38 protein-coding genes, 2 pseudogenes and 1 riboswitch are annotated in these 24,630 nt (G+C 32.2%); of the genes and pseudogenes, 25 read left to right on the top strand and 15 right to left on the bottom strand.

Annotation, left to right across the window (positions count from 1 at the left end; translation table 11 throughout):
• Positions 1–57: 57 nt before the first annotated feature.
• Complete coding sequence (locus tag CEF14_RS08195) at positions 58–477, bottom strand: ferritin family protein (RefSeq protein WP_211284657.1); 420 nt, start codon at positions 475–477, stop codon at positions 58–60.
• Between the two features lie 146 nt (positions 478–623).
• Here CEF14_RS08195 and CEF14_RS08190 point away from each other — a divergent pair, with 146 nt between their 5' ends.
• Positions 624–866, top strand: a complete 243-nt coding sequence (locus CEF14_RS08190) for a hypothetical protein (RefSeq protein WP_102692401.1) — start codon at positions 624–626, stop codon at positions 864–866.
• A 34-nt stretch (positions 867–900) separates the two neighbouring features.
• On the opposite strand, the gene CEF14_RS08185 is transcribed toward CEF14_RS08190, so the two are convergent.
• Positions 901–1,296 carry a hypothetical protein gene (locus CEF14_RS08185; protein WP_102692400.1) on the bottom strand — a complete coding sequence of 132 codons (396 nt, stop codon included), beginning with the start codon at positions 1,294–1,296 and terminating at the stop codon, positions 901–903.
• Between the two features lie 183 nt (positions 1,297–1,479).
• Positions 1,480–1,728 (bottom strand): hypothetical protein, encoded by a 249-nt coding sequence (locus tag CEF14_RS08180; RefSeq protein ID WP_102692399.1) that lies wholly within the window; start codon positions 1,726–1,728, stop codon positions 1,480–1,482.
• Positions 1,729–2,068: 340 nt separating this feature from the next.
• Here CEF14_RS08180 and CEF14_RS08175 point away from each other — a divergent pair, with 340 nt between their 5' ends.
• On the top strand, positions 2,069–2,362 hold the full coding sequence (locus CEF14_RS08175; protein ID WP_245890112.1) for a phage holin: 294 nt from the start codon (positions 2,069–2,071) through the stop codon (positions 2,360–2,362).
• A gap of 178 nt (positions 2,363–2,540) precedes the next feature.
• Entirely contained in the window at positions 2,541–2,717 is a 177-nt protein-coding gene (locus tag CEF14_RS08170; protein ID WP_245890111.1) for a WYL domain-containing protein, read from the top strand.
• Between the two features lie 117 nt (positions 2,718–2,834).
• Here the strand turns inward: CEF14_RS08170 and CEF14_RS08165 are convergent, their stop codons facing one another.
• A complete protein-coding gene (locus CEF14_RS08165; RefSeq protein ID WP_245890110.1) occupies positions 2,835–3,125 on the bottom strand; it encodes a translation initiation factor 2 in 291 nt (96 codons plus the stop codon).
• 149 nt (positions 3,126–3,274) lie between these two features.
• Positions 3,275–3,360: riboswitch (cyclic di-GMP riboswitch) on the top strand.
• Between the two features lie 21 nt (positions 3,361–3,381).
• Between CEF14_RS08165 and CEF14_RS08160 the strand changes: the two genes are divergently transcribed.
• Positions 3,382–4,173: a hypothetical protein gene (locus tag CEF14_RS08160; RefSeq protein ID WP_102692396.1), complete on the top strand. Its 792-nt coding sequence runs from the start codon at positions 3,382–3,384 to the stop codon at positions 4,171–4,173.
• Positions 4,174–4,416: 243 nt separating this feature from the next.
• Here the strand turns inward: CEF14_RS08160 and CEF14_RS19520 are convergent.
• Both CEF14_RS19520 and CEF14_RS19020 read right to left on the bottom strand, forming a co-directional pair.
• A pseudogene (locus CEF14_RS19520) lies at positions 4,417–4,577 on the bottom strand (DUF3231 family protein); the annotation flags it as partial.
• 225 nt (positions 4,578–4,802) lie between these two features.
• Complete coding sequence (locus tag CEF14_RS19020; protein WP_102692395.1) at positions 4,803–5,048, bottom strand: hypothetical protein; 246 nt, start codon at positions 5,046–5,048, stop codon at positions 4,803–4,805.
• A gap of 300 nt (positions 5,049–5,348) precedes the next feature.
• Between CEF14_RS19020 and CEF14_RS08150 the strand changes: the two genes are divergently transcribed.
• Positions 5,349–5,834, top strand: coding sequence for a hypothetical protein (locus tag CEF14_RS08150; protein WP_102692394.1), 486 nt, complete (start codon positions 5,349–5,351; stop codon positions 5,832–5,834).
• Between the two features lie 26 nt (positions 5,835–5,860).
• On the opposite strand, the gene CEF14_RS08145 is transcribed toward CEF14_RS08150, so the two are convergent.
• From CEF14_RS08145 to CEF14_RS19015, 3 genes are all read right to left on the bottom strand, one after another.
• Complete coding sequence (locus CEF14_RS08145; RefSeq protein ID WP_102692393.1) at positions 5,861–6,043, bottom strand: tyrosine-type recombinase/integrase; 183 nt, start codon at positions 6,041–6,043, stop codon at positions 5,861–5,863.
• A complete protein-coding gene (locus CEF14_RS08140; protein WP_102692392.1) occupies positions 6,022–6,324 on the bottom strand; it encodes an ImmA/IrrE family metallo-endopeptidase in 303 nt (100 codons plus the stop codon). The genes CEF14_RS08145 and CEF14_RS08140 overlap by 22 nt, the downstream gene beginning before the upstream one ends.
• A 467-nt stretch (positions 6,325–6,791) precedes the next feature.
• Positions 6,792–6,959 carry a hypothetical protein gene (locus CEF14_RS19015; RefSeq protein ID WP_170061486.1) on the bottom strand — a complete coding sequence of 56 codons (168 nt, stop codon included), beginning with the start codon at positions 6,957–6,959 and terminating at the stop codon, positions 6,792–6,794.
• A gap of 196 nt (positions 6,960–7,155) precedes the next feature.
• On the opposite strand from CEF14_RS19015, the pseudogene CEF14_RS19265 reads away from it, so the two are divergent.
• The 12 genes and pseudogenes from CEF14_RS19265 to CEF14_RS08085 form a co-directional block, all read left to right on the top strand.
• Positions 7,156–7,266, top strand: a pseudogene (locus CEF14_RS19265) (single-stranded DNA-binding protein); the annotation flags it as partial.
• Between the two features lie 479 nt (positions 7,267–7,745).
• Positions 7,746–8,360 carry a dUTP diphosphatase gene (locus CEF14_RS08125; RefSeq protein WP_102692390.1) on the top strand — a complete coding sequence of 205 codons (615 nt, stop codon included), beginning with the start codon at positions 7,746–7,748 and terminating at the stop codon, positions 8,358–8,360.
• Between the two features lie 10 nt (positions 8,361–8,370).
• On the top strand, positions 8,371–8,514 hold the full coding sequence (locus CEF14_RS19010) for a hypothetical protein (protein ID WP_170061485.1): 144 nt from the start codon (positions 8,371–8,373) through the stop codon (positions 8,512–8,514).
• Positions 8,514–8,696 carry a hypothetical protein gene (locus CEF14_RS08120; RefSeq protein WP_102692389.1) on the top strand — a complete coding sequence of 61 codons (183 nt, stop codon included), beginning with the start codon at positions 8,514–8,516 and terminating at the stop codon, positions 8,694–8,696. The genes CEF14_RS19010 and CEF14_RS08120 overlap by 1 nt, the downstream gene beginning before the upstream one ends.
• 306 nt (positions 8,697–9,002) lie before the next feature.
• Positions 9,003–9,251 carry a DUF3954 domain-containing protein gene (locus tag CEF14_RS08115; protein WP_245890109.1) on the top strand — a complete coding sequence of 83 codons (249 nt, stop codon included), beginning with the start codon at positions 9,003–9,005 and terminating at the stop codon, positions 9,249–9,251.
• A 97-nt stretch (positions 9,252–9,348) separates the two neighbouring features.
• Positions 9,349–9,804, top strand: a complete 456-nt coding sequence (locus tag CEF14_RS08110) for a hypothetical protein (RefSeq protein ID WP_102692388.1) — start codon at positions 9,349–9,351, stop codon at positions 9,802–9,804.
• A 129-nt stretch (positions 9,805–9,933) separates the two neighbouring features.
• Complete coding sequence (locus CEF14_RS19005) at positions 9,934–10,131, top strand: hypothetical protein (RefSeq protein ID WP_170061484.1); 198 nt, start codon at positions 9,934–9,936, stop codon at positions 10,129–10,131.
• A gap of 99 nt (positions 10,132–10,230) precedes the next feature.
• Positions 10,231–10,401, top strand: coding sequence for a hypothetical protein (locus tag CEF14_RS19000; RefSeq protein ID WP_170061483.1), 171 nt, complete (start codon positions 10,231–10,233; stop codon positions 10,399–10,401).
• A 5-nt stretch (positions 10,402–10,406) separates the two neighbouring features.
• Complete coding sequence (locus CEF14_RS19470) at positions 10,407–10,625, top strand: YolD-like family protein (protein WP_102692387.1); 219 nt, start codon at positions 10,407–10,409, stop codon at positions 10,623–10,625.
• A gap of 37 nt (positions 10,626–10,662) precedes the next feature.
• A complete protein-coding gene (locus CEF14_RS19150; RefSeq protein ID WP_102692386.1) occupies positions 10,663–10,860 on the top strand; it encodes a hypothetical protein in 198 nt (65 codons plus the stop codon).
• Positions 10,861–11,074: 214 nt separating this feature from the next.
• A complete protein-coding gene (locus CEF14_RS08090; protein WP_102692385.1) occupies positions 11,075–11,512 on the top strand; it encodes a BrxA/BrxB family bacilliredoxin in 438 nt (145 codons plus the stop codon).
• The gene (locus CEF14_RS08085; RefSeq protein ID WP_102692384.1) at positions 11,500–12,288 is read left to right on the top strand and encodes a class I SAM-dependent methyltransferase; all 789 of its coding nucleotides are present in this window, start codon (positions 11,500–11,502) and stop codon (positions 12,286–12,288) included. Before CEF14_RS08090 ends, CEF14_RS08085 begins: the two co-directional genes overlap by 13 nt.
• Positions 12,289–12,328: 40 nt before the next feature.
• Here CEF14_RS08085 and CEF14_RS08080 read toward each other — a convergent pair whose 3' ends face one another.
• Together CEF14_RS08080 and CEF14_RS08075 are read right to left on the bottom strand one after the other, a co-directional pair.
• Complete coding sequence (locus tag CEF14_RS08080; protein ID WP_102692383.1) at positions 12,329–12,748, bottom strand: MarR family winged helix-turn-helix transcriptional regulator; 420 nt, start codon at positions 12,746–12,748, stop codon at positions 12,329–12,331.
• Positions 12,749–12,927: 179 nt separating this feature from the next.
• The gene (locus CEF14_RS08075) at positions 12,928–14,109 is read right to left on the bottom strand and encodes an MFS transporter (RefSeq protein WP_102692382.1); all 1,182 of its coding nucleotides are present in this window, start codon (positions 14,107–14,109) and stop codon (positions 12,928–12,930) included.
• A 461-nt stretch (positions 14,110–14,570) separates the two neighbouring features.
• Between CEF14_RS08075 and CEF14_RS08070 the strand changes: the two genes are divergently transcribed.
• Complete coding sequence (locus CEF14_RS08070) at positions 14,571–14,849, top strand: hypothetical protein (protein WP_245890108.1); 279 nt, start codon at positions 14,571–14,573, stop codon at positions 14,847–14,849.
• 63 nt (positions 14,850–14,912) lie between these two features.
• On the opposite strand, the gene CEF14_RS08065 is transcribed toward CEF14_RS08070, so the two are convergent.
• On the bottom strand, positions 14,913–15,509 hold the full coding sequence (locus CEF14_RS08065; protein WP_102692381.1) for a TetR/AcrR family transcriptional regulator: 597 nt from the start codon (positions 15,507–15,509) through the stop codon (positions 14,913–14,915).
• 290 nt (positions 15,510–15,799) lie between these two features.
• Here CEF14_RS08065 and CEF14_RS08060 point away from each other — a divergent pair, with 290 nt between their 5' ends.
• The 3 genes from CEF14_RS08060 to CEF14_RS08050 all read left to right on the top strand — a co-directional run bounded on the left by CEF14_RS08060 (position 15,800) and on the right by CEF14_RS08050 (position 18,459).
• Entirely contained in the window at positions 15,800–16,792 is a 993-nt protein-coding gene (locus CEF14_RS08060) for an NADPH:quinone oxidoreductase family protein (RefSeq protein WP_102692380.1), read from the top strand.
• A gap of 172 nt (positions 16,793–16,964) precedes the next feature.
• A complete protein-coding gene (locus CEF14_RS08055; RefSeq protein ID WP_102692379.1) occupies positions 16,965–17,582 on the top strand; it encodes an NAD(P)-dependent oxidoreductase in 618 nt (205 codons plus the stop codon).
• Between the two features lie 280 nt (positions 17,583–17,862).
• Entirely contained in the window at positions 17,863–18,459 is a 597-nt protein-coding gene (locus CEF14_RS08050; protein ID WP_102692378.1) for a YpjP family protein, read from the top strand.
• Between the two features lie 473 nt (positions 18,460–18,932).
• Here CEF14_RS08050 and CEF14_RS08045 read toward each other — a convergent pair whose 3' ends face one another.
• Positions 18,933–19,397, bottom strand: a complete 465-nt coding sequence (locus tag CEF14_RS08045) for a hypothetical protein (protein ID WP_170061482.1) — start codon at positions 19,395–19,397, stop codon at positions 18,933–18,935.
• A gap of 231 nt (positions 19,398–19,628) precedes the next feature.
• On the opposite strand from CEF14_RS08045, the gene CEF14_RS08040 reads away from it, so the two are divergent.
• Positions 19,629–20,504 carry a YitT family protein gene (locus CEF14_RS08040; RefSeq protein ID WP_245890107.1) on the top strand — a complete coding sequence of 292 codons (876 nt, stop codon included), beginning with the start codon at positions 19,629–19,631 and terminating at the stop codon, positions 20,502–20,504.
• A 195-nt stretch (positions 20,505–20,699) separates the two neighbouring features.
• Here the strand turns inward: CEF14_RS08040 and CEF14_RS08035 are convergent, their stop codons facing one another.
• Positions 20,700–21,122: an Hsp20/alpha crystallin family protein gene (locus CEF14_RS08035; protein ID WP_102692376.1), complete on the bottom strand. Its 423-nt coding sequence runs from the start codon at positions 21,120–21,122 to the stop codon at positions 20,700–20,702.
• Between the two features lie 178 nt (positions 21,123–21,300).
• Positions 21,301–21,717: an Hsp20/alpha crystallin family protein gene (locus CEF14_RS08030; protein WP_102692375.1), complete on the bottom strand. Its 417-nt coding sequence runs from the start codon at positions 21,715–21,717 to the stop codon at positions 21,301–21,303.
• A gap of 277 nt (positions 21,718–21,994) precedes the next feature.
• On the opposite strand from CEF14_RS08030, the gene CEF14_RS08025 reads away from it, so the two are divergent.
• From CEF14_RS08025 to CEF14_RS08015, 3 genes are all read left to right on the top strand, one after another.
• Positions 21,995–22,939: a thymidylate synthase gene (locus CEF14_RS08025; protein WP_102692374.1), complete on the top strand. Its 945-nt coding sequence runs from the start codon at positions 21,995–21,997 to the stop codon at positions 22,937–22,939.
• Positions 22,940–22,952: 13 nt separating this feature from the next.
• The gene (locus tag CEF14_RS08020; RefSeq protein ID WP_102692373.1) at positions 22,953–23,429 is read left to right on the top strand and encodes a dihydrofolate reductase; all 477 of its coding nucleotides are present in this window, start codon (positions 22,953–22,955) and stop codon (positions 23,427–23,429) included.
• Between the two features lie 345 nt (positions 23,430–23,774).
• Positions 23,775–24,614: a DegV family protein gene (locus tag CEF14_RS08015; protein WP_102692372.1), complete on the top strand. Its 840-nt coding sequence runs from the start codon at positions 23,775–23,777 to the stop codon at positions 24,612–24,614.
• Positions 24,615–24,630 lie beyond the last annotated feature (16 nt).

Genomic DNA, 24,630 nt, shown 5'->3' with positions numbered 1-24,630 from the left:
CCTTTTGGTTTTTATAGGTAAAGAATTATTTGATGTATTGTATAGTGATACTATGTTTTATTTGTGACAGTTCATCATAAAATACAAGAACCATACAGCATGATTTTGTTCATCCGAAGCTGCATCAGAGAATGCATGACTAATCCAAGGATCCTGTATTTTTCTTGCCATTCCATGATAAAAATCGACTGTTTCTTGTTCGTCATGAAATGCATGATTGATCCCTTCTCTAAAAGTTTTAGGACATGGAGCTGGGTTTTTAGGTTGATAATACTGTCCTGTTAAACAAAAATAAATGTGTGAGAACATTTGATAATGTCTAATTTCATCTTCTCTTATCTCTAAAATTCGTTTTTTAATTTTAGGGTTAGGTGCCTGATTAGCCAGTACCTCATAACAACAAATTGCTCCATGTTCTCCATCCATTGCTTTTTGTAAATCATTCAATATAGGGCACTGCATTTGTCCATTAAACATATTATCATTCAATTCCTATCACCTCTCATGAATACCTTATGAAAGTTGGGCGAATTTAGGAACTTGTCTATTGTAAAAAGCATTATTAAAATAAGCAGGAAAAATGGAAATTGTATAGAAAATTAAACATAGGGAGTGATTTCTTAATGAATATGCAATTAGATTTATTTGAATATGTTGAAAAACAAGTTAACTTAAAATCTATTAACGAAAAAATAAACAGCTTAGTACCTGGAGAAGAAATTAACTTTTCTAATATTTCTATTAGAAAAACTGATCGTTTTATTGAAACGCTGCAATCAGATGTATTTCATGAATGTTTTCGAAATCAAGAAGAATGTGTGCAGTTTATTAAATTGTATTTAGAAAGTGGACAGTTTTCGAAATAGTAAAAGCCTAATTAGAATGAGATGGGCGTATTTTTTATCGAATTTTCTTAACATATTTTGAATTGAAAAAGTATTTGTGAACCGAAATCGAATAAACTAAGACAATTGCTGACCATATAAAGTTTCCAATAAACAGTTCCTTATTGTAGGACAGTAGTATAAGATAACTAACTATTCCAAAACTAATAGAATATAAAATCATTAGCCAAAATCCCCATGTTTTTAAATTCATATAACCATAAATCATGATTAATGTAACAATCGCCAATAGTACTCTAAACAATTCTTCCGGAAAGTTTGGAAACCCAAATCGATCTGTAAAACCAAACACGTTTGCAATTTGATGAAGGAAAAACGTCATAAATATTAAAATGGTTATTCCAAAAATATAAAAATAACTGATAAGAGTTACCCCAATTGGCTTTTTCAACTCAAATCCCTCCGTTTCCTTTGCTATTTTGTAGTTACCTGAATAGTAAAAGACCCCTAATATTAATTCATAAATTAATATATATCCATTAATTAGCCATTATAACCAAAATAAACGCTGAACTAAAAAAGTAGTTCCGCGTTGTACATGTATATTGTTTTAGCGATAAAAAAATAAGTTTTTTTAGCGTATTCTTCGTTCAATTCTAGATAATTGAATGGATAACTGCTGAATTTGCTGTTGCATTTGTTGTAATTGAATCGTATTGTTTTTCTGAATCTTAACACTTTCGCTTTCTTCCTCAATTTCCGCTAAATTTGATAGAACATCGACTGCATCACTTAAAGTTTGTAATATAGCAGAGAGTACAGCTAACTTACTGGAATCTTTGATTTGAGATTGAAGATTTTTAAATTGATCATTATTTTTCACCAAATCCCTCTTTTATCGAAAAAATTTAATTCGAATCACAATTATGCATCCTCATTCTAAAGAAATTCATTTGAAGCTTAAAAGGATAAATAAATTGATGGCTGTATAAAACTGACATTAAATTCTCAGGTAAGAAAGGGAGTGGGACTTTAAATTTTGGATATGAACAAATAAGATGGTGGATTTGAGAGTTATAAATTGTACTAAGTTTTGCATACAAATTATCTGTAGTAAATCTTTTAAAGTACAGCACTTACCGCTTTATTTTTTGTTTAATACATAATATGAAGAATGTTAGATAGTTAGAACGAATAGTATCTATTAAGGGGTTTTACTGTCGGTGTCAAAAATTTTAAGAAATATTGTTGAATGGAGGAATACTTTGACGGCGGATAAGTTAAAACAAATTGTCGCATTGTTTGGGGGATTACTATCTGCAATATTACTATTTCTACGATCAATAGGTGTTACTTTTGATTGGTTTTCTCAAGAATCCATTAATGCATTTAATCAAGTGTTACTCAATGGAATCCCTTTTGTTCTAGTCATTTATGGTGTTTGGAAAAATAGTTATATTGTTACAAAGAAAGCAAAGGAACAAGAAAAGTTATTAAAAGAAAAAGGTTTAAAATAACTGAATATAATTTTTAAATGTATTCATACGAGTAATAGACCTATTTTCCAGTTAGAAAATAGGTCTATTTTGATATGAAATTATTGTTTTATTTTAAGAATACTATAAAAAAGGAACATATATTCTATATATAACAATTAAAGGAGGGGATGTTCTGATAGAGCGGTTGATTAAAGCAATGAACCGAAATCAATTAGTCACAATTATGTATATATCTAAAACTGGTGCAGTTACAAAAAGGCGAGTAAAGATCTTGACTATTTCTGAAGATACATTTAAGGCTTATTGTTTCACAAAACAAGCTCATCGTACGTTTAAAATTGATCAAGTATTAGCAATGTTTCCAGTTACTTAAAGACTTAATGAAATTATCGAATATCCATATTGATCAAGATTAAACCATGAAACTTTACAAATAAGTTAAGTTTCATGGTTATCTAAATTTTTATAAGTATTCTTAAATTGTAACATGCTATCTTTTTGCCATTTGCTTTGCCAATTGATCGATTTGTTTTTGTAAACGTTCAATTTGTTTGGACTGATCTGCTTGCTTTTTGGAATTATTGTTGTTTTGATTCTTTTGATTTTCTAATGCTTGTAATGCGATTCCAGCAGCTATTGTCGTTATTCCATCTCCTATAGTAGCGAGTGCTGATCCAATTAAGGCAAGCCTAGCAGCAATAAGTTCTGGGGATTCTTCATCTTGATCATTTCGACCATTTCGACCGTTTTGATACGTTTGATAATTATTTTTGTTTGTCATTTCTATGCCTCCCTCATCTCTCTTCCCATTATTATTAAGTTATGAGAACCCCCATTAAATTGTGTGTACATAGGTTGGATGTTATTTTAAGAAAAAATAATAAAATGCTCTTCAAATTTCCTGAAAGAGTACGATAAATTAATTGATTAAAATCAAAAGGGTACAATCAGGGAAATCTGATGTCACAAAGCTATCGGGGCTAAGGATAACTTATCTATGCCAGCCAGCTACCGTTACCCATTAGGAGGAAAAGGTAATGAAAACAAAAAGTTCTACAAAAGTTTTATCTAGTTTAGTAGCAGTTAGTTTAGTTTTAGGAACAGCTTCATTCGCAAGTGCGAAAGGTTCAAATCATGGAAAATCTGAACATCAAAAAGAACAAGTTCAAAAAGATCAGGAAAATGTAAATGCCGAAGAAAATCAAAAAGATCAAAAAGATCAAAAAGATCAAAATAAAACAAATCATAAAGACAAAAAAAATCAAGATCAAAAAGAAACTAAAAAATTGAAATCCAAATATAGTAAGACTATCGAAAAACGAATGAATAGTGTAGATTCTACTATTAATAAGATTTCTCAATCAATCAACACAGATTTTGCTGTCAGTGAAGATGGAACGGTGGATAAAGAGTTAAATAAAAAAACGGCTTCCAAAAAGTATCAAAGTTATAAAGGAAAATTAAAAGCAGAGATCAACAAGCTTCGTGCAATGGATAAACAATTAAAAAATGAAAATAGAAAAAAGAGATTAAATGCTACAGAGTATGAAGCTTTATCAACGAAATCAAAAGAACTACAACAATTGGTTGCAGATGAAATTGAACGTTTGAAATCTTTAGTAGAACAAGCTACTACTCCAAAAACGGATGATGAATCTACAACTACAGATCAACCAGGAACAGAAGATAACAATGAACAAACGGATTCACAAGATAATGGTGAACAAACTGATGCACAAGATAATAATGATCAAGCGAATTCAGAAGATCAATCAACACAATCAAATGACGCTACAACACCAGTAGAAACAACAACTCCAACCGAATAATAAAAAAATAATTTGCATCCCCAAAAAGTCAACTTTTAAAGTTGGCTTTTTTGTTTAGGAGATTTATTTCTTTATTAATATTAGAATTCTAATAAAATATTTTATTACTACCAGTGGGGATTGTAAAAAATAACAGTTTGTTTAATTAGTGCAAATTATTATGTATATTAAATTGGAGTGACTAGTATTTTTCTCTATTGGGTGGTAATGCAATTGGAGTAGTGCCGTTTTATTGGAATTGGGGAACATCATACCTATATCTTCCCTAATTGACATACCGATGCCTTGACTGAAGATAATAAACCAGAAACAACATCTCTTGTAAGAGCAGCACTTATTTCAGGCTCATTAAATCTTGCTCCAGCTGGGATATCCTCTAATCTTGCGTTTGGACGTTCAGGTGTATTGATGCAGTTGGAAAATAAAAAACACGCTTGAACCGCCATTCAAACGTGTAACTAAGAAAAGAGTTGTGAGCAGACGATTAGCATACCGTCTAGCTCCATCTTTAACAATTTGTTATTAAGTTATTCAAAAGATTCGTCTGTTAATATAAAATATTAAAATGGTGAAATGAATGATTTCAAAACTACGCCAAAGACATTAGATCCGCAGAGGTTGCTATTTAATTATAGATGTAAAGGGTACCCATACTTTTGAATATTTATATGTAGAATTTCTTCCTTTAACTTTAATACCTTCTTCTTTGCACCTTTATAAAGTAGAGCTGTTATTTTTTTCTTTTTCTTGGGTGTTGGTTTAGGCTTAAAAATCGGGAATAACCCTTTCGCTTCTGCAGTTTGTTTGTTAAAAGATATAGTGCTTGTTTTTATGGACTCTTTATCCAAAGGTTTTTGAAATTGGTACGGGATCATTGAGTGGTGATTTTAGGTGAAAAAATCACATAAAAATCACATGAAGAGTAAAAATGGATGAAATTAAATGAAAGTACATATACAATAAGAGAGTAAAAACCTTGAAAATATAAGGAAATTAAAAGTATTCGAAAGAGGATGAAATCATGAACGCATACGAAGAATATATGCGTTCATCATTTTTGAAACCCTTGTTTTATCAACGTTTGTGGCTTATTTTCTTCTTTTTATTACTCAAAAAATAACAATTTAATAACATTTATTCTGATTTTCATACATTTTTCGCTCAGGAGGGATTTCATGCATGATATATTGATGAAATGGATTAAAGAAAATGAAAAATATTCTTTTGTTCAAGAATTTTACATAATGTATTCACAAGCATATGAAGCTCAAGAAATGATTAATAATGGAACTGTACCTTCTAAGCCAATGAGTCTTATTGATATGGTGTCTGATAGTGTTAAGTACAGGTATATTTGCTGTGCAGAACAATATAAAACAGTAAGTATAGCAATAAGAGATAGATATTTTAAGAAAAATTGGGGGAAATTTAATAAATATTTTAAGGCTAGATTAGGTGAATATAGTTTAAAAAATGATGAAATTTTAAAAGTAAGAAATTTGTTCGCACATGCGAATAATTTTCATGATGTAGATATCCTACCGTATGATTCTAAAGAAATTATTATAAATTTTCTATGGATATCTGTTATTTATGATCTTTATATAGATTTTTTGAAGAAAAAGTCAAATAATTATTTTATTGGACAAATATTATGCTAAATAGGCACTTAAATAGTGCCTATTTTTTAATTTAGTAAATTACTAAACTTAATATGCATTTTACTTCTGGCATTTACCCGCATACCTTTTGTAACGTGTAAATAAATTTCAGTAGTTGTCTTTGAATTTTTATGGCCAACTCGATTCATAATGTAAGGAAGATCCACACCGGCTTCAGCAAGCAAACTTATATGGGTATGACGAAGCATATAAGTGTGAAGTTGTTTAGGGAAACACCTAATTGATTTCCACTATGCCATAATGCATGACAAAGTTCATGACCAAATTGCTGCCATTGTTGTTCTTTAGTCAATCTAGCATCAATACAAATTAAACTTCCAGTACACATCGATTTAAAAGGAACGAATAGTACTTTCATATGCAATCGTGAAGCGATAATTTTCATTTCAAGCTGTTTAGGCTCTGTGATACCAATATTTAGATAAAGATTTTTGATGTAATCCTCTAAATGCGTATAGTTAATTCTCATTTTTATCCACCTTGAGCAGCAAGATGGATTTGTTGTGATGGGGATTAAATGAACAGTAGAAGAAAAATATGTAGTAGCTGAAAGGAAGATAATATGAAAAATTTTCATCCTAAATCATTTGCGCTAGGTACGTTTATAGGTTGGCTTGTAACTTGCATAATATGGGAAATTCTTAATTAATGAACTATTCGTAGATGATGTGAAATAAAAAAGACAGGTTTCCCTGCCTACTCATTTTGCTTGTCTAACCTGTCAGCAATAGTTTTTAGTAATTTGTTATTTTTTTGAAGTATGAAAAGGAATTTAAATAAAAACCAAAGCTGAAATATTACTAAAATAATTGGCAAATAGTAAAGTAAGAGCATTTTAAATCCTCCACATTTTTGGATAATTATACCACGTGTTTTAGAGATAAGTAATGCACAGTTCGTAGATTTTGTGACACAAAAAAAGAAGGGTTTCCCCTTCTAATCTTTTTGATTTAGCTTGTCAGAAATATCATTTAAAAATCCCTTGATATCATTCTGATTTTTAAGGACTTTCACCATGAAATAAACAGTAAATACAATCATGGATATGTAAAATAAAATCACTAAAATTGGTATAAATGCGAATACAGGATCAAAACTGTCCAATTATTAAACCTCCTTTCAATTGGTTAATTATACCATAACGTATAGGAGTAATGAACAATTATAGTAAAAATATACAACGTAGATTTAGCGATACAAAGGAGGATAGTAGATTGTCAGTTTCAGATATTTTAATTACAACAACAGTCATCGCAGGAGTAGTATTCATGTTCAAGATGGAATGGGAGGGAAGACATAAGTGATTAACAATTACGTTGGAGTTGGGAGATTAACTGCTGATCCAGAACTAAAGTACACACCATCAGGAGTAGCAGTATGTAGATTCCGTTTAGCCATTAATCGACCATTCAAACAAATTACCAAGCGCCACAACAAAACGCAAATACAGGGCAATATGGTGGTAATAATCAACAACAGAATTACACAAGAGTTGATGAAGATCCATTTGCTAATAGTGCACCGAACAATAATCAGAATATGGAAGATGATCTGCCATTCTGACAAACTTAAACCTAAACAAGAAAGGAAGATAGAAAATGGAAAACAAATTTTACGAGGTACAAGAACCGTATTATGCACTAATTAAAGCAAAGGGAAGTTGCAATTAATGTTTATAACGATGTAGTAGCTAACTTTGATGAAGGTGTAAATCCTTACGAAGAAATTAAAGAAGTTCCTTCTGATTATGCGATTGTAAAGACTAGTCGTGCTTTTGATGAAGACAGCAAAGATTTAATGCCCATAAGTGAAGTTTTAGAATTGCTAAGAAATGAAAAACCATCAGTTTTATTAATTGACGGTTCACTACTTTAATTCAAGGAGGACAATATGAACTTACAAAAATTATTTGAAGCACAAGCAGTGCTTGATGCAGATATAGAAAAACATCATCCAGTACAAGATGGTGAAGATCGGTTAAGTAAAAAGATTTTGGCTTTACTCGTTGAACTTGGTGAATGTGCGAATGAGTGGCGTGGGTTTAAGTTTTGGAGTAGTTACCAAGGCGAAACAGTGAATGATGCTGTTTGTGAAGCATGCAACGGAGAAGGATTTTTCGATTATTTTAATCCAGTAGATGGACATAGCACAGAGGATTGTGAAAATTGCGATGGTACAGGTCTTAATCCACTGTTACTAGAATACGTCGATTGCCTTCACTTCGCATTCGATATTTGGAATGAGAATCCACCATGTACCACAAATGAAATGCAAGCAATCATGAAGGGGGTATTAGAAAAAGAGGAAGCTAAAAATCCTATGTATGTATTTTTAGATTTATTTAATGAATTATCGTTTTACGACAAAGATAATCGTGGTGTTATTGGTGTGCTGAAAAAATTAGCAGAGTTGTCAAAAGCACTCAACTTCACATGGGACCAAATAGAACAAGCATACTTCGTTAAAAATAAAATTAATCACCAACGCCAAGCAGCTGGATACTAGGAGGTATTTCATGAAGCTATCTGATGAAGAACGCAAAGCCGTGGAGGAATACTTAGAGTGTATCAATGTAACTCGCAAAGGTTTCTACAACCATTGGTGTGATGAACGATTAGAAGATGAATATAACAAATTCGCGAAAGGGTGTGCATCTTAATGGCTTGGGGAAGAGAAAATAATCGAAAAATAGTAAGAGCATCTACTCCATACGATGTTGAGCAAAAAATCAAAGCGCATCAAGAACGTGGATGGCGACAAATTAGTAAGATTCAAACGGAATGTAAGAATAGTGGCTTATATGCCGTATTGATGCAGTTGGAAAATAAAAAACACGCTTGAACCGGGAATTCAAACGTGTGTACTAAAAGAAAAAGTGGAGAAAAATTAGACGGTTTACGAGGCCGTCTTATCTCCATGTTTACCAAAATGTTAATAGTTTATACGCTTTAGAATCTTAAAAGATTCGTTTATTTATAAAAAATATTAAAGTGGTGAGATAAATGATTTCTTGCATACGCAAGGAGGCATTAGAACGGCAACGATTGCTATTTAATTTTAGATGTAAAAGTTGCCCATACAGGGATTCTGAGAAATATACAAGTGAATGTTTAAAATGTCCGATAAGGGATGAATTTTTAGAAATTGGTGAGATATTGGACAATACTATTAGATCGGTGGGGTGAATATAATTTGGTAGCAAAAAAAGACGAAGTTACTGAAATTGATCCAGATATGATTGCTGAAATTGATTTACATGAAAATGCTGTGTATGTGGTATGCGACGGCCAACTTAAAGTTGTGGACCCACCTTCGACTGGTTATGGGAAGCAAGAAATATCTTGGCATAATGGAATGCCCACTCATAGTGAGATTAAGTATACACTGAAATTTTAAAAAGATAATAATGTTAAAGTTAACGATATAAGTTTCTTTGTGATGAATATGTTATCATAAATGCTATAATTTAACTATTATATCTAGGAGTGATTATATGATACCCCATAAATTTTTCTTGATTCCAAATACTATAGATAAAAAATTGCTAGATGCTTTTTACCCGAGTGAAGATGATAGAGATAGTTATAATCAATATGTAATTGAAAGTTTTATTATTGATGATGATTTTATTGATTATATAATTTATAGTTTAGGTGAGAATGAGTTAAATAATGTACCTTGTTTAAATCCAAATATGAATGGCCAACCGAAAATGGATGGATATAGTAGAGCTGGTAATAGTCTTTTTATCGAGGAATCTGCTGAAAATTTATTAAAAACATTTAAATCATGGAAGGAATTTTTACAAGATAAACCAGATGAATTCACTTCTGAAGACGGTTTCGATGATTTTAATAAAAAAGAAATAATGGATAATCTCGAAAAAGCAATTGATTGTTCGAAAAAAGTATTAACTAACAAGTTTTATATTTATCATTCAGGAATTTAAAGCTATTTTAATATAAGGTAATTTAATTATTAAGCACTAATTTATATGGATTAAAAGGATTATTTTTATAAATAATCCTTTTTTTGTATTCTACAAAAACTATAATGTTTCATAAAGGAGTGGATTAAAATGGTTTTAAAACAAAAAAATATCAAAATCATCATACAGTTTAGTATGATAATTATTTTGCTACTTTCTATTTTTAGTCTTAATAATAATTTTGTAAAAGCAGAATCTGCCGGTACTAACTTAATAAACAGTAAAGGGATAATGCAAATTGAATCCTCGTCTTCATTACCTGGATTATTGGTTATTCCAAAATGGTGACAAGTTCCAAGCCTTTTGTTTCATGAAACATGCTAAACGTACTTTTATTATTAATAACGTTCTTGCTGTGTTACCTGTAAGAAATGAGCGTGAAGCAATATGACATTCGAAGAACAACAATACCAGGTTTATTTATCAGCAAAACAAAAAGATCGTGGCAGTATTAAATGGTCAATGGCTATGATGATGCCTGAGCATGTACATTTATTGCAAAAAGATAAAGACGTGATGGATACATTAAAAAACCACAACAAGAAGAATGGGAACTAGAGGATATGCAAATGAATCTGATGAATGCTCTAAACTCTAAGTTAGAACTTGAATATAAAATCTGGAACGATGGGAAGTTTGAGTTCCATAGGGGAGTAATCACAAGAATCCACGAACAAAGTAGAGAGTTTTTTTACAGTGACCCGTTTATGAGTATCCAGGGACCAATTAGTTTAGATAACGTTGTAGGAATATCACCTTTGGATTTAAGGTTATTTGGCTAATTTGTCGAATTACTTCTATTAGTATAGATGTGATGAGATGAAGAAGTATTTTTTAAGAGCAATATATCTGGATAACAGAAACACACTCTTACTTCACTCAAAGAAGGATTTTAGAAAGTGTAAACAAGTTGAGTTAAAGGGTAGGAGATTGTTAGTAGTTTCACCTGAGAGAATTGTTGATTTAACAGATGCAACAATCGTGCTTATGGGGAAAGAATATAAAAGTTTTGATTAACCCCTCAACCAAAAGTGTATGAGGGGATTTTGTTTTAACTAAGTATCATAATATTAGCAAGGATTACAGGAATTAAAGAAAGTAACAAAAAAGTAACTGAAAAATAACATTTAGAGTGAAGAAAGATGAAATTCTTTGAAATTATAGTTACAATAAAAAAGATGAAAATCCGATATATCAAGGATTATAGAGATAACAGAAAGAGGATGAAATGATGAACGCATACGAAGAATATATGCAAGGCATTGTAAAACCAATGCGCGAAGAATTAGTGAATGTTGGCTTCACAGAGTTAAAAACACCTGATGAAGTGGCTGAACATATGCAAGAATCAAAAGGAACATCACTTATTGTCATTAACTCAATTTGTGGTTGTGCAGCAGGTCTTGCACGTCCAGCAGTAGCAGCTGCAATTGAAAAAGCAGATCACAAACCAGATCATTTGGTTACAGTTTTTGCTGGTCAAGATCGTGAAGCTACTGCTCAAATGCGTAGCTTCTTCGAAGAAGTACCACCAAGCTCACCATCAATTGCTGTTTGGCAAGATGGTAATTTAGCGTACTTTATTCCTCGTGAACAAATTGAAGGTTATACAATGGAACAAGTTCGCGATCATTTAGCAGGCGTGCTTGATCAAGTATGTGCGAAATAAAAACCATTGTTACAACTGCAGGGCGTCCTGACGAGGAATCACGCCTATTAGCTAGAAAAGCATGTCAGGTGCTAACAGCCTCATTTGTAGAGAGAAAAAAGAGATCTGTTAAGAAAATTGCAGAGATTGAACGGGCAAATATAGTAGTTGCAGGAAAACATCGTTATGAATATTATCCTTTAGGGGCAAATGAGGCATTTTTCTTTCATCCAAGTTCTGCAGCATTTCGATTAAAACGTGTTGCAAGAGGAGAACACGATCCTTTTTTAGATGCAGTGGCTTTAGAAGAAGGAAATTCAATGCTTGATTGTACATTAGGGATTGGTTCGGACAGTATGTTAGCCGCTTTTGCAGTTGGTAATTCTGGAAAAGTAGTTGGTTGTGAAGGAAATCCGAATGTGGCCTTTATTGTCAATGAGGGAATGAAAAGTTATGATCTATCACAGTTGCCTTTACTAAAATGTATGGATAGAATTACTGTTATCCCAAGTTTGGCAATCGATTATTTAAAGAAACAATCAAATCATTCATTTGATGTTGTTTATATGGATCCAATGTTTGAACAAACAATTGAGAAGTCAACAAACTTCACCCCTCTAAGAAATGCTGGATTACATGATTCTTTATCAGATGAGTGGATTGCTGAGGCGAAACGTGTAGCGAAAAAGAGGGTTGTTTTAAAGGCTCACTTTAAATCTCCATTATTTGATCGATATCATTTTAAAAGGGACATTCGATTAACATCAAAGTTTCATTATGGTATTATTGAAATTTGAAAATAAGATATAAAAAAAACCTGCAAAATTTGCAGGTTTTTTAATTTTCTACTATATTTGTACGAATAGTCCCCATCAAATGAATCATTTTTTTCAGTTCCTCGTCAGAAACGCCGGCTAAAACTTGTTGTTGATAGTTGTCAAATGTTTTTCGAATATCATTATACACAGTTTGCCCTAATGGCGTTAGTTGAATTCTTTTTTCACGTCGATTGTTGCTTTGAATTTGTTCTATGTAGTTTAGTTCTTCCAGTTTTAGAACAGCACGAGTAATAGTCGGGCGCTCTACATACAAATGATTTGCAATTTCCACAAGTGTAATGTTTTCATACTTATTTATATAGAATAGAATAGACCATTGTGATGTAAAAAGATTATATTCTTCTAATTTTTTATTTAAAACATTATTTAAAGGGCGATAAAGTAGTAAAAAATTATGGAAAAAATTTAGTTCGTCCATATTAACCTCCTATAAGTAGAGATGATAGAAATAATTCATTTCTTTTAGAGTATAGGATTATTTGAAATGGAATACAAATAAATGCTGTTATTCACAAGAAAGTAGAAAAACTGTATACGAATTTTGGTCAAAAAAAACGAGAAAAGCAGAAGCCTTTCTCGAGTATCTCCAAAATATAGCTATTCATTTCCTTTTGGAGCATTTTTTCCATATAAAAAATGATGTAATGGTAAACAAAGAATTGCACAAACTCCTAGAATCATATATAAACCAGAATACCCGACAAATGGTACAAATAATCCTTGGATAAACGGTCCAACCCCTAATCCAATATCAGTTAAGATAAAGAATGTTGAAGTAGCTAGTCCAACACGGTGAGCGGGAGCAGATGAGATTGCAACTGCTTGAGAACTTGACATGTAGGTAGCATAGCCGAATCCTAGAAATGCTCCGGCAATTAGTAAAACCAGTCCCGTATCTGATTGACTGAGAATAAATAAAGCGAACAGTAACCCAATAATAGCTGGATACATAACAAAGTTTGGACCTTTTAAGTCAAATTGACGACCTGTGAATGGACGTGTAATGAGAACGGCTGCTGCATAGACAACAAAGAAGAAACCTGCTGCTTCTGTCACATGATTTTCTTTAGCATAGAATGTTAAGAAAGACAGGACACCTGAATAACAGAATGCTGTTACTGTTGCTACTAGCGTAATTGGAACAGATTTTCGTTCGATAAAATTAGATAATTTGAATCCTTTCATTTCATTTAATTGTTCTTCAGTAAGCTGGATTTCTTGAACCTTAATAAGGATTGAAAGAACTAGACTAACAGCAATACAAATTATGCAAAATACGAAAATAGCATTGAATTGGAAGTGGTCTAAAATGTAGATACCGATAAAAGGTCCAATTGCAGTAGCAAGTGTCATACTAAGTGCAAAATAACCAATTCCTTCACCTTTACGACTATTGGGAATAACTTGTGCCACAATTGTTCCAGTAGCAGTACCAGCAACCCCAAAGCCAAATCCATGTAAGACTCGGTTTGCCATTAGTAAACTTAGATTACCAGGAATAAAGTAAATAATAGAACTTAAAATCATGATGAAAATTCCAAGCAGTAGTATTTTTTTTCGGCCAATCGTATTGATCAATTTTCCACCAAATACACGACCAAAAAGAGCTCCAATGACGAAAATACTAGAGGCTAACCCAGCGTTACTTTCATTTGCCCCAAACTGCTCAGCAGCAAAGACTGAGATGGTAACCATCAACAAATAAAATGTTAACATCAAAAAGAAATTGATTGCAGTAATACTAATAAAATCCTTTGTCCATAATTTTTCTTTTTCCATTTAAAATCTCCTTTTAAAAAATCTCTAATCAAAGCAATAAGTTTTCCAATAAAAATACTTACCTTTACACATTGAAATCAGAAGCAAAATAGAGCAAAGTTCCATTTTTTATGTAAGTTTTTATCAATTTGAAAAGTTAAATTAATCACAAACGCTAAAATACATGTCGCAGTATTATATGGGTAAGAAGATTGGAAAGTTAATGGCTTAGGAATTGAAAAAAAGTTATCTTGGATAATTGTTATCGTGGATAACAAAAATTAGTATAACGATAATTTAAAATGTTATCAAGTAATTTTAAAAAAATTTTACGAATACAAAAAGACAACCAATAGCAATCATCATGAAGGTCTATAGAAACGTTTTCTTTAATCTAGGGAGGATGTAATGGTTTTTGGATAGTTTAATGTAACCAAAAAATGGTATGATAAAATAAGAAACTTCGGTGAGGGGGATGAGTTTTGAACAAGAAAAGTTTAGGTGGAAAATCAGGTATTATATCAGTGGTACTTGTAATAGTATCTATCATTTTCTTTTTTAGTTTAAGAGGACCAGATGCTGATATTTATTTAATAATTTCTATTTTTAGTATCTTATCAATTATTGGTATTATATGTGCCATATCTTATTGGGTATTGTCAAAACGATTTTTACTTCCCATAATTGGCATAATAGGAAATGGACTGATATTACTATTTGCATTCTTTTTACTTTTGGCAATGGGGATTGGGGAGCCATAAAAAATTTAAAATTTTGAGACATGAAAAAACCGAGAAATAATTCACTTCTCGGTTTTTATAATATTAATCATTTTTATTGGTTAAGTAACTATAGATTGTTTTAAAACAATTATCACGATAGAATGCATGTAATTGATCATCGTTTCGCATTAACCATTGAATAAGAGATCCATCAATTAGTGCTCGGATTGCATAGGAAGCCTGATCAATATCCACCAGAGCGAAAGTTCCTTCTTTTTGACCTTGCTTAATAATTTCACGTCCAATTGACCAACAGTTTTCATAAAACTGGTTATTTGTTAGACGAAATTGTTTGTTATGATTCGCTTGAGCGAGAAATTCAAGATATACTCTGTAAAATTTACGATTGTCATTAGGGTTAGAAAAGGCTGCATTGACATAAGCTTGTAATTTTTCAATTGCAGTATGTTTTTTACGAATGGCCTCATTTTCATTTCTGTAAATTTTTTCAGTAACCCATTCAAGTAGGTGACCAAATACATCCTCCTTATTTTGGAAGTAGTAACTTGTAACCCCTTTACTGACATCTGCGTAGTCTGCGATATCCTGAAGGGTAACACTATGATAGCCTTTGTCTGAGACAGCTTGAAAGGCAGCTCTTAAAATTTGCTCGCGCCGTTCTTCGGCTTTATTGCTCATTAAAATTCACCATCCATTATTATTAAATCTATTATACACAAAAATGACTAGTCGAAAAATTAGTCAAAAACGAATATTTTTATTCTGACTGGTCAAAATTATATTGACCGGTCAAATGATGAAATCTATAATGAATTTATCAATATCAAGAAATGATATGTACTAACAAGTCTGTTGGAAATTCATCAGTTTGTTGATAAGGATATAAACAATCAATAATAACATTTTTATGAATCAATCCAAAGAATACAGATCGCGAGATTGATGAGTAATTGAAAGGGGTTAAAATGATGGAGAAATTATTTCATGCACTTGTGGTAGATAAAAAAGAGGACCATTTCTCAGTAGAAATTGAGCAGCTTACTTTTCAAGATTTACCTGAAGGAGAGGTATTGATTCGCGTACATTATTCGAGTGTGAATTATAAAGATAGCTTGGCATCTGTTCCTAATGGCAATATTGTAAAAAATTATCCTTTTGTTCCGGGGATTGATTTGGCAGGGGTAGTGGTTTCGTCAGATAATACTCGTTTTAAAAAAGGCGACGAAGTAATAGTTACTAGTTATGAACTAGGTGTCTCTCATTTCGGCGGATTTAGTGAATATGCTCGAGTACCAGCTGATTGGGTTGTTCCACTTCCAAAAGGCCTCTCTTTGAAAGAGGCTATGATCATAGGTACAGCAGGGTTTACCGCAGCTCTATCTGTTCAACGTTTAGAAGAAAATAATCTTACTCCTGAAAAAGGGACAGTTCTAGTAACCGGAGCAACGGGAGGAGTTGGTAGCTTTGCTGTATCGATTCTATCTACTCTAGGATATCTAGTTGAAGCTAGTACAGGAAAAGAATCAGAACACGAGTATTTGTTACAACTTGGTGCACAAAAGATTCTTTCACGTGAAGATGTTTATGATGGAAAGATCAAAGCGTTAGGTAAACAAAAATGGGTAGCAGCTGTTGATCCTGTTGGTGGTGAACCACTTGCTTCTGTAATAAGTCAAATTCAATACGGAGGTTCGGTAGCATCAAGCGGATTAACAGCAGGAACCAAAATACCAACTACCATTTTTCCTTTTATTTTAAGAGGTATTAACTTACTTGGAATCGATTCAGTCTATTGTCCAATGGAAAAAAGGCTAAGAACTTGGGAACGTCTTGCCACCGACTTCAAACCTACAAACTTAGAAAAACTCGTATTAAAAGAAGTAAGCTTACACCAACTGCCTGAAGTTCTTCCAACATTACTTAAAGGAGAAGCAAGAGGAAGAATACTTGTGAAATTATAAAAAGAAAGTGACGAGAATTATTATTCTCGTCACTTTCTTTGCCTAAAAACGTTTCTTAACGCTCTTTAATAAGTGCTTCAAAATTCAACTTTTATAATAATTGGGCAAATCTTCCTTCTTTATTTTGAAGCAAAACATTCGATATAATGTTTTTAAAAGGGAGTTGAATTTTATGAAAATAGTTGTTTTCGGAGCATCAGGAAGAGTAGGGCAGCATGTTGTTCGTTTAGCCTTAGAAAAACAAATTGAAGTGACTGCATTTGTGCGAACACCTTCTAAGCTTCAAATTTCACATCCTTTTTTACATATTTATCACGGAAATGCTTTACAAGCAAATGATGTTGCGGCTGCAATAAAAGGCCAAACCGCAGTTGTATCCTGCCTCGCTTCAAGCAAAGGATTAAAAGAATCACAAGAATTAGGCAAAATGATTGATCATATTGTTTCAGGTATGGAAATGCACAATGTAAATCGAATTATTTATACCGCATCGGCTGGTATATACGGTGAAATACCGGGGATTTCTGGTAAGATGATTATGAAAACTTTAAAATATCCACTTCTCGATCATCGACATGCTGTTGACACAATTATGAAGTATCATTTGGACTATACAATAGTTAGACCCATGGGGTTAACGAATGGGGAAGAAACCGGAAAATATCGTGAAGCAGTAGAAGGGATTCCAGAAAAGGGTAGAAGTATTGCTCGGGCAGATGTCGCAAATTTTATCTTGAAAGCGTTAGAGGATCCAAAATATAGTAAGCAATCCATAAGTATTGCAAATTAATAAAAAAGAACTATGAGAACAAACTCACATAGTTCTTCCGTTTTGTATAATGTATTGCATTAGTCGGTGATACAAAGAGACATTAAATAGAATAATAGCGCTAAAAAACCAATACCGATTGCAATTGACATTAAAATTTGCCCTCCTTCTGTACAAAAAGAACATATTATTTCTTCCTAATTGTACAATGATTTACAAAAAGATGGAACCTCTACTTATAAAAATCGTATATAGTATAAAAGAGATGTTTTAAAAATGTTCAAAAGTAGGTGAAGTTAATATGAAGAAATGGCTTCAAAAAGTATTAGTTTCAACAGTTGCGGTTTTAACGCTTGGCGTCATCACACCAAGTCATTCCATCTGGGAAAACCTCTTAGAACATAACGGAAACCATAAAACCCAACTATCTAAACAATCATCAAATACAGAAAATTACATAAATGCTGTTCAACAAGATCATTCAATAGCAGATAGTGAGATATTTTCTGATAATATTCTAGAACATGCAAAAGAACAAGCTTATATGAAATTCGGCAGTAAAATTGGTCCAAAGATTAGCGATGAATTCGATAATATTATTTTCCCAAAAATCGAACAAGCTATTCATATGACATTAGATAGTGTAGATCCACAAGAAATGAAGAATTTAGCAATTACAGAAAAGCCAAGCGGTGATTATTCAGAAAAAATGTTCCATATCTATAATGTGTCAACAAAAAAAGACGTCATCCGCTTCCATGTACGCACAGAAAATCGTCCATTTGATGGTTACTATTACAACTTCCACTATCACACATATACTGACCAATTTTCCTCACACTACAACTTAGGTGAAATTTATTGGTCTAAGGATACTCCACCTAAGTGGTTGTCATAATCTGAATTGAAAAAGAGAGTAAGAAAAAGGATCGTTACAATTTTTGATTACTAAACGAAGTATATAGACGAAGATAAAGGTCTTTCAACAATTTATTGAATTGTTGAAAGACCTTTTTTAATTTGTGAATTAAAAAACTCTCTAATTGAGTCAATTTCATAATGCAAAATTAATATTAAAATTCCGAACATTTAATGTTTATACTTTTGTTCAATATGGAGCGGAAGACGGCGACTCCTACGGGAATAGCTTGAACTGAAAGCCTCAGCAGGAACGTCATTAAGGAACAAAGCCTAAGAACGCCACGTCCTGTGGCAACGGCTTTGTGATCAACATCGTGTTGACCCGAGGAGATTGAAGTCAAGCCCGTGGAAAGCGTCGTCTGGAGCGGAATTGTCAACTATGAATATTAGATGCTTTGTTGGTCTGAATTGTTCGTATTTATTAACAGAATACTGATTTATGAAATAGATTCAAATACCTTTATGATACAGAATATATTGGGGATCTTTTAGTTTATCTACAATATTTAAACAAATATTGATGCTTTTAATTATTTCTTTTTTGTCAAAATAATAATCTGTACTCCATTTTAGCTCTTCCTCGGTTAATGAATTTCTTGTTTTTTCATCCATTGATTCTAAATCATAATAATAAAGATCAGCTGGTAAGGCTAATGCAACTCCCTTCCATTGTGAAAACATTTCCTTTAATTCTTGAACAGAATGTCGATTAAAAATAGTTTCAGAATAAAGATTAAACCCTTTTTCTGAAGGAATCGATTCAGAGTAGGGGCCTTTCTTGAAACTTGGATTAATCGAAGGAACACCATCAAAAAATAAATTATTTTCAATACTAACTTGTTCATTTATATAATCTATAAAGTCTTCATGAATTACAGATGATCTCACTATATACCAATTCTTTTCTTTTACCAATTCGAATTCATGAACACAACCCAGGCTCATACATCCACCCCTTTATATAAAATGATAAACTAACTAAATCTCTTTCAATAACAATGGGAATATTTTATTATACTATTGAATTATAAGACTTAAATTATTTGAATTATGATAAATATTAATTTCCTCACAATCTAAAAAAATCGACTATTTATAGATGATAAAATCAGTTAAAATAATTGAATGGGAAACGGAAGCTCTGAAATGAAGGAATCCAAAAAAGTTGAAAGGAAATTACATATGAATTTATCAAAAGAATTACGCTCCTATAGTTTAATTGCATTAGGGGCATTGTTGGTTAGTGTATCTTACAATACCTTTTTATTACCAGCGAAATTAGCTGCTGGTGGTGTAGTGGGTATCAGTACTTTACTCTATGATTTGTACAATTGGACACCAGCTATTGTGCAGTGGTGTATTAATATTCCTGTCTTTTTTCTTGGCTATTTTTTGTTAGGGAAAGAGTTTAGTGTGAAAACACTAGTTGGAACAGTTCTTTTACCTTTTTTTATCTGGGGAACATCTTTTTTACCTTATGAAATACATGATCCGATGTTAGCAGCTATTTATGGAGGAATCATCACAGGGGTTGGTTTAGGCCTTGTCTTTAGAGGAAATGGTTCCACAGGTGGAACGACTATTATTGGTCAACTGATAAAAAAATACACAGGTTTATCTAGTGGTTATGCTCAAATGATTATAGATGCATTGATTGTGATTGCAGCAATGTTTGTTTTTGACTTGGAGCTTGCTTTGTATGCGATGATTACGATCTATATTTGCAGTAAAGTAATAGATCTTGTTCAATTACACTCTTCTTCTTCTAAATTAGTGCTAATCATTACGGAAAACGAAGAGAAAGTTTCACATCTGATCAAACATGAGATTGATCGTGGCTTTACCAAAGTATGGTCTGAAGGTGGGTACTCACGCAATAAAAAGGCCTTATTATTTAGTGTAGTAGAGCAATCCGAAGCGGTCTATTTAAAAGAACTGATTCAAAACCAAGATACGGAGTCATTTGTCATTTTCTTAAATGCTTCAGAAATTATTGGAAAAGGTTTTTCACGGCCAAGATAATAGGATCTAGTTTGGCATTCAACTATTTTAAAATAAGTATGTCTACTATGTCCTTAGAATAGAGTGAAAATAAAATTAGCACTCCGTAAAGCTTAAAACAAATCCTTTGAGACATATTCAAGGCTCATGGGATTTGTACGTTTAGTAGGAGTGCTTAATAATATGTGAAATTATTCAAATAAATAAGCTAATCAATTATTGAACTTCAATTCGATGACCTTTATCAAATGTTTCTTGTTTCATTTTAGGTAAAGTAATATTTAATACACCATCTTCATATTTACATTCGATGTTATCAGATTGCACATGATTAATAATAAATTGGCGTTTGAATGAGCGACTTGTGCGCTCCCGATGGATAAAGTTTGATGATTCATCTTTGTTTTCTAGCTCATGACGTTGACTCGCTTCAACTGTTAAAACATTATTGTGGTATGAAACATGGATATTTTCTTTTTTCATACCTGGAATATCCATTTTCACTTCAAAACAATTTTCCTTCTCAACAATATCTGAGCTAGGATGACTCATTTTAGAGAAGAAGGAGTCAAAAGTTTGGTCAAATAAATGGGATTGTGGAAAAAAGAAATCACGATTAGTTGGGAATAGATTTGACATTAGACATACCTCTTTTGAATAAATTTTGAAGGAATCTAAAAACTCCACTCAGAGCGTATTATTTGCAGTATATAAGGAAATATACAGAACACATTTTTATATAAAAAGCCAGATGCAAAAAAGTGCATCTGGCTTCTTTTTTAAAAATGAGATAGTCAGGGGATAACAATTAGGACGATTATTGAATTTCTATTCTATGATTATTTTCAACTAATTTTTGGTCATTCTTTGGTAAATGAATGTTAAGAACACCGTTTTCGTATTTGCATTCAATACCATCGAATTTAACATTTTCAACTACAAATTGTCGTTTAAATGAATGACTTACACGTTCGCGACGAATGTAGTTAGTAGTTACGTCTTTACTTTCAGTTTCGTGATCTTGATGTGCATCAATAGTTAGTAAGTTGTTGTTGTAAGTGACATTGATGTCTTCTTTGTTCATACCTGGAATGTCCATTGTAACGATGTAAGAATGATCATTTTCTTCAATGTCTACACTTGGTTGGTTCATTTTTGTAAAGAAAGAATCAAATGCTTGATCGAAGAATTGTGGGAAAAAGAAATTACGACTTGTTGGAAATAAATTTGACATAGTACATTACCTCTTTTTATTATTTTTTCTTCGAAAGGGAATCATCGAACTGATCCTCTTTACAGTTATTATCATATCATTTGTTATCACTCTTGTAAAGTGAGTGATAATAAGTTTAAATTTTCTGAAATATAATTAGATGTAATATAATTTAATAAAAGTGATACTAGATATTCTAATAGAAGATAAATAGATGAAATTAAAACTCATAAACAATTTACGACATTTATCGGCAATGTTATTATTAAAAATAGTATGTAAATTGGAGGCTATATCGATGAAACAATATCTAGACCTTTGCCGCCATATTTTGGGGAATGGTAATGATAAAGGAGATCGTACTGGAACAGGAACATGGAGTGTTTTTGGATACCAAATGAGATTTAATCTGCAAGAAGGTTTTCCATTAATGACCACGAAAAAAACAGCATTTCGTTTAATTGCAACTGAATTGTTATGGTTTTTAAAAGGGGATACGAATGTTCGTACTTTGATTGCTCAAAATAATCATATTTGGGATGAATGGGCTTTTGAAAAATGGGTACAAAATGAAGACTATCAAGGACCTGATATGACAGACTTTGGTCACCGTGTATTAAAAGATGAAACCTTTAAAGAGCAATATGATGAACAAATGGCAATTTTTCAAAAGAATATTTTAGAAGATGAGGAATTCGCACGGAAATTTGGCGATCTTGGACCTGTTTATGGAAAACAATGGCGTTCATGGCCTGATGCGAAAGGTGGAACGATCGATCAAATTCATAATGTGATTGAATCGATTAAAAGAAATCCTAATTCAAGACGGCATATCGTAACTGCCTGGAATCCAGCAGAAGTTGATGATATGGCTCTACCACCTTGTCATTCACTTTTCCAATTTTATGTAGCAGATGGAAAACTATCTTGCCAATTATATCAACGTAGTGCAGATGTATTTTTAGGTGTGCCATTTAATATTGCATCTTATGCATTACTGACACATTTAATCGCTAAAGAATGTGGACTAGAGGTTGGAGATTTTGTGCATACTTTAGGGGATGCACATATTTACAAAAATCACTTAGACCAGGTGAAAGAACAATTGACTCGAACACCAAGAACTTTACCAAAATTGGTGATAAAAACGGACAAGGATTCAATCTTTGAATATGAAATGGCGGATTTAGCGATAGAGGGATATGATCCTTATCCTCGTATTGCAGCGCCAATTTCCGTATAAGGAGGTTATATAGTTGATTTCTTTAATCGTTGCGCATGACGAAAATCGAGTAATCGGTTTTAACAACGCTATGCCTTGGCATTTACCAGGAGATTTAGCCTATTTTAAAAAGACAACAATGGGTAAACCGATGATCATGGGACGCAAAACCTTCGAATCAATAGGAAAAGCTTTACCTGGAAGAACGAATATTGTCATTACAAGAGATTCTAATTATCAAAAAGAAGGAATTGTAGTAGTTCATTCTTTAGATGAAGCATTACAAGTAGCAAAAAAAGAAAATAAAGAAATAATGATTATTGGTGGAGAACAGATTTTTCGCTTAGCACTACCAATTGCAGATCTTTTATACGTAACTAAAATTCAGCATTCATATCAAGGGGATACCTATTTCCCAGAGTACGGAGCTGAATGGAAGAAAATCTCTGAATCAGAAGAGTTCGAAACAAACGACCACACAAAGTTTTCTTATATCGTCTATAAAAAATAAGGTTTTGATTAGTTTATATTATGATTAGAGTGACTATTTAATAGTCGCTCTATTTTTTGTTATGTTTTTAATGGGAAGCATAAGATTTTTCGAATTTTATGAGAGATAGCATTTTATTATTTTATAGAAGTGGGTTGTGTTGAAAGTTAGGAAAAAAGCTCATTACATTTTTCTACAATAGAAATTCAATCGTTTCTTTCATTTATAATTCGACAAAAAATCAATAAGATTGACAAATGTCACATGTATAAATGAATAAAAACTAGTACTATAAATGATAAGGCTTTCATTTTACTATATAGCAATCTAATTTTATAATTTATATGTACAAAAGGATGTGTCAATGTGGGGCGAATTCATATTGTAACCGACTCTACTGGAGAATTAACGAAAGAAGAAATTGAAAAGTATCAAATTCATGTAGTACCTTTAACAATTCAAATTGATCAAGAAACATATATTGATGGAGTAAACATTGATCCTGTTGAATTTCTTGAAAAAATGGCTAATGTACCTGAACTACCTAAAAGTTCTCAACCTGCAGTAGGAGTTTTTAAAGAACTATTTGATGAATTAGGTAGTAATGGTGATGAAGTATTAGTGATTACTATGACAGGTGGTATGAGCGGTACAGTAAAATCAGCAGAAGCAGCTGCTACTATGACAGAATCGAAAGTTGTCGTTGTAGATTCGCGATTCATTTCTTTTGGCTTAGGTTTCCAAGTTTTGGAGGCTGCACAAATGGCCGAAGAAGGCAAAACAATGGAAGAAATACTTAAAAGATTAGATCATGTACGTTCAAATACTAATTTGTATGTAGTTGTAGATACATTGGAAAACTTGATAAAAGGTGGCCGTATCGGAAAAGGCACTGGCTTAATTGGTTCATTATTGAATATAAAACCAATTGCATCTCTTGAAGGGGGAGCATATAATCCTGTAGCTAAAGTACGTAGTCATAAACAGGTTGTTAAATATTTGTTGCAAAAATTCCAAGAAGATACAAATGGAAAAGTGATTAAAGGTGTAGGTATTGCGCATGCACAAGGATTAAAAATGGCAGATCCATTAAAAACAATGATTGAAGAGTCAGGCTATCATGATGTAAAATTTGGCTATACGTCGCCAATCATTAGTACACATACTGGGCCAGGAGCAATTGGCTTTTCCTACTATACAGACTAATTACAGGCGGCAGGGA

Source organism: Rummeliibacillus pycnus, assembly GCF_002884495.1.
Lineage (GTDB): Bacteria > Bacillota > Bacilli > Bacillales_A > Planococcaceae > Rummeliibacillus > Rummeliibacillus pycnus.
This window is presented reverse-complemented; position numbering and strand designations above follow the sequence as displayed.

Bases quoted from the DNA above. Each gene is read 5' to 3' on its own strand.
- CEF14_RS08195 (WP_211284657.1), bottom strand. From the start codon at position 477: ATGTTTAATGGACAAATGCAGTGCCCTATATTGAATGATTTACAAAAA.
- CEF14_RS08190 (WP_102692401.1), top strand. From the start codon at position 624: ATGAATATGCAATTAGATTTATTTGAATATGTTGAAAAACAAGTTAAC.
- CEF14_RS08170 (WP_245890111.1), top strand. From the start codon at position 2,541: ATGAACCGAAATCAATTAGTCACAATTATGTATATATCTAAAACTGGT.
- CEF14_RS08165 (WP_245890110.1), bottom strand. From the start codon at position 3,125: ATGACAAACAAAAATAATTATCAAACGTATCAAAACGGTCGAAATGGT.
- CEF14_RS08160 (WP_102692396.1), top strand. From the start codon at position 3,382: ATGAAAACAAAAAGTTCTACAAAAGTTTTATCTAGTTTAGTAGCAGTT.
- CEF14_RS19020 (WP_102692395.1), bottom strand. From the start codon at position 5,048: ATGATCCCGTACCAATTTCAAAAACCTTTGGATAAAGAGTCCATAAAA.
- CEF14_RS08150 (WP_102692394.1), top strand. From the start codon at position 5,349: ATGCATGATATATTGATGAAATGGATTAAAGAAAATGAAAAATATTCT.
- CEF14_RS08145 (WP_102692393.1), bottom strand. From the start codon at position 6,043: ATGCTTCGTCATACCCATATAAGTTTGCTTGCTGAAGCCGGTGTGGAT.
- CEF14_RS08140 (WP_102692392.1), bottom strand. From the start codon at position 6,324: ATGAGAATTAACTATACGCATTTAGAGGATTACATCAAAAATCTTTAT.
- CEF14_RS08125 (WP_102692390.1), top strand. From the start codon at position 7,746: ATGAACTTACAAAAATTATTTGAAGCACAAGCAGTGCTTGATGCAGAT.
- CEF14_RS19010 (WP_170061485.1), top strand. From the start codon at position 8,371: ATGAAGCTATCTGATGAAGAACGCAAAGCCGTGGAGGAATACTTAGAG.
- CEF14_RS08120 (WP_102692389.1), top strand. From the start codon at position 8,514: ATGGCTTGGGGAAGAGAAAATAATCGAAAAATAGTAAGAGCATCTACT.
- CEF14_RS08110 (WP_102692388.1), top strand. From the start codon at position 9,349: ATGATACCCCATAAATTTTTCTTGATTCCAAATACTATAGATAAAAAA.
- CEF14_RS19005 (WP_170061484.1), top strand. From the start codon at position 9,934: ATGGTTTTAAAACAAAAAAATATCAAAATCATCATACAGTTTAGTATG.
- CEF14_RS19000 (WP_170061483.1), top strand. From the start codon at position 10,231: ATGACATTCGAAGAACAACAATACCAGGTTTATTTATCAGCAAAACAA.
- CEF14_RS19470 (WP_102692387.1), top strand. From the start codon at position 10,407: ATGCAAATGAATCTGATGAATGCTCTAAACTCTAAGTTAGAACTTGAA.
- CEF14_RS19150 (WP_102692386.1), top strand. From the start codon at position 10,663: ATGAAGAAGTATTTTTTAAGAGCAATATATCTGGATAACAGAAACACA.
- CEF14_RS08090 (WP_102692385.1), top strand. From the start codon at position 11,075: ATGAACGCATACGAAGAATATATGCAAGGCATTGTAAAACCAATGCGC.
- CEF14_RS08085 (WP_102692384.1), top strand. From the start codon at position 11,500: ATGTGCGAAATAAAAACCATTGTTACAACTGCAGGGCGTCCTGACGAG.
- CEF14_RS08080 (WP_102692383.1), bottom strand. From the start codon at position 12,748: ATGGACGAACTAAATTTTTTCCATAATTTTTTACTACTTTATCGCCCT.
- CEF14_RS08075 (WP_102692382.1), bottom strand. From the start codon at position 14,109: ATGGAAAAAGAAAAATTATGGACAAAGGATTTTATTAGTATTACTGCA.
- CEF14_RS08065 (WP_102692381.1), bottom strand. From the start codon at position 15,509: ATGAGCAATAAAGCCGAAGAACGGCGCGAGCAAATTTTAAGAGCTGCC.
- CEF14_RS08060 (WP_102692380.1), top strand. From the start codon at position 15,800: ATGGAGAAATTATTTCATGCACTTGTGGTAGATAAAAAAGAGGACCAT.
- CEF14_RS08055 (WP_102692379.1), top strand. From the start codon at position 16,965: ATGAAAATAGTTGTTTTCGGAGCATCAGGAAGAGTAGGGCAGCATGTT.
- CEF14_RS08050 (WP_102692378.1), top strand. From the start codon at position 17,863: ATGAAGAAATGGCTTCAAAAAGTATTAGTTTCAACAGTTGCGGTTTTA.
- CEF14_RS08040 (WP_245890107.1), top strand. From the start codon at position 19,629: ATGAAGGAATCCAAAAAAGTTGAAAGGAAATTACATATGAATTTATCA.
- CEF14_RS08035 (WP_102692376.1), bottom strand. From the start codon at position 21,122: ATGTCAAATCTATTCCCAACTAATCGTGATTTCTTTTTTCCACAATCC.
- CEF14_RS08030 (WP_102692375.1), bottom strand. From the start codon at position 21,717: ATGTCAAATTTATTTCCAACAAGTCGTAATTTCTTTTTCCCACAATTC.
- CEF14_RS08025 (WP_102692374.1), top strand. From the start codon at position 21,995: ATGAAACAATATCTAGACCTTTGCCGCCATATTTTGGGGAATGGTAAT.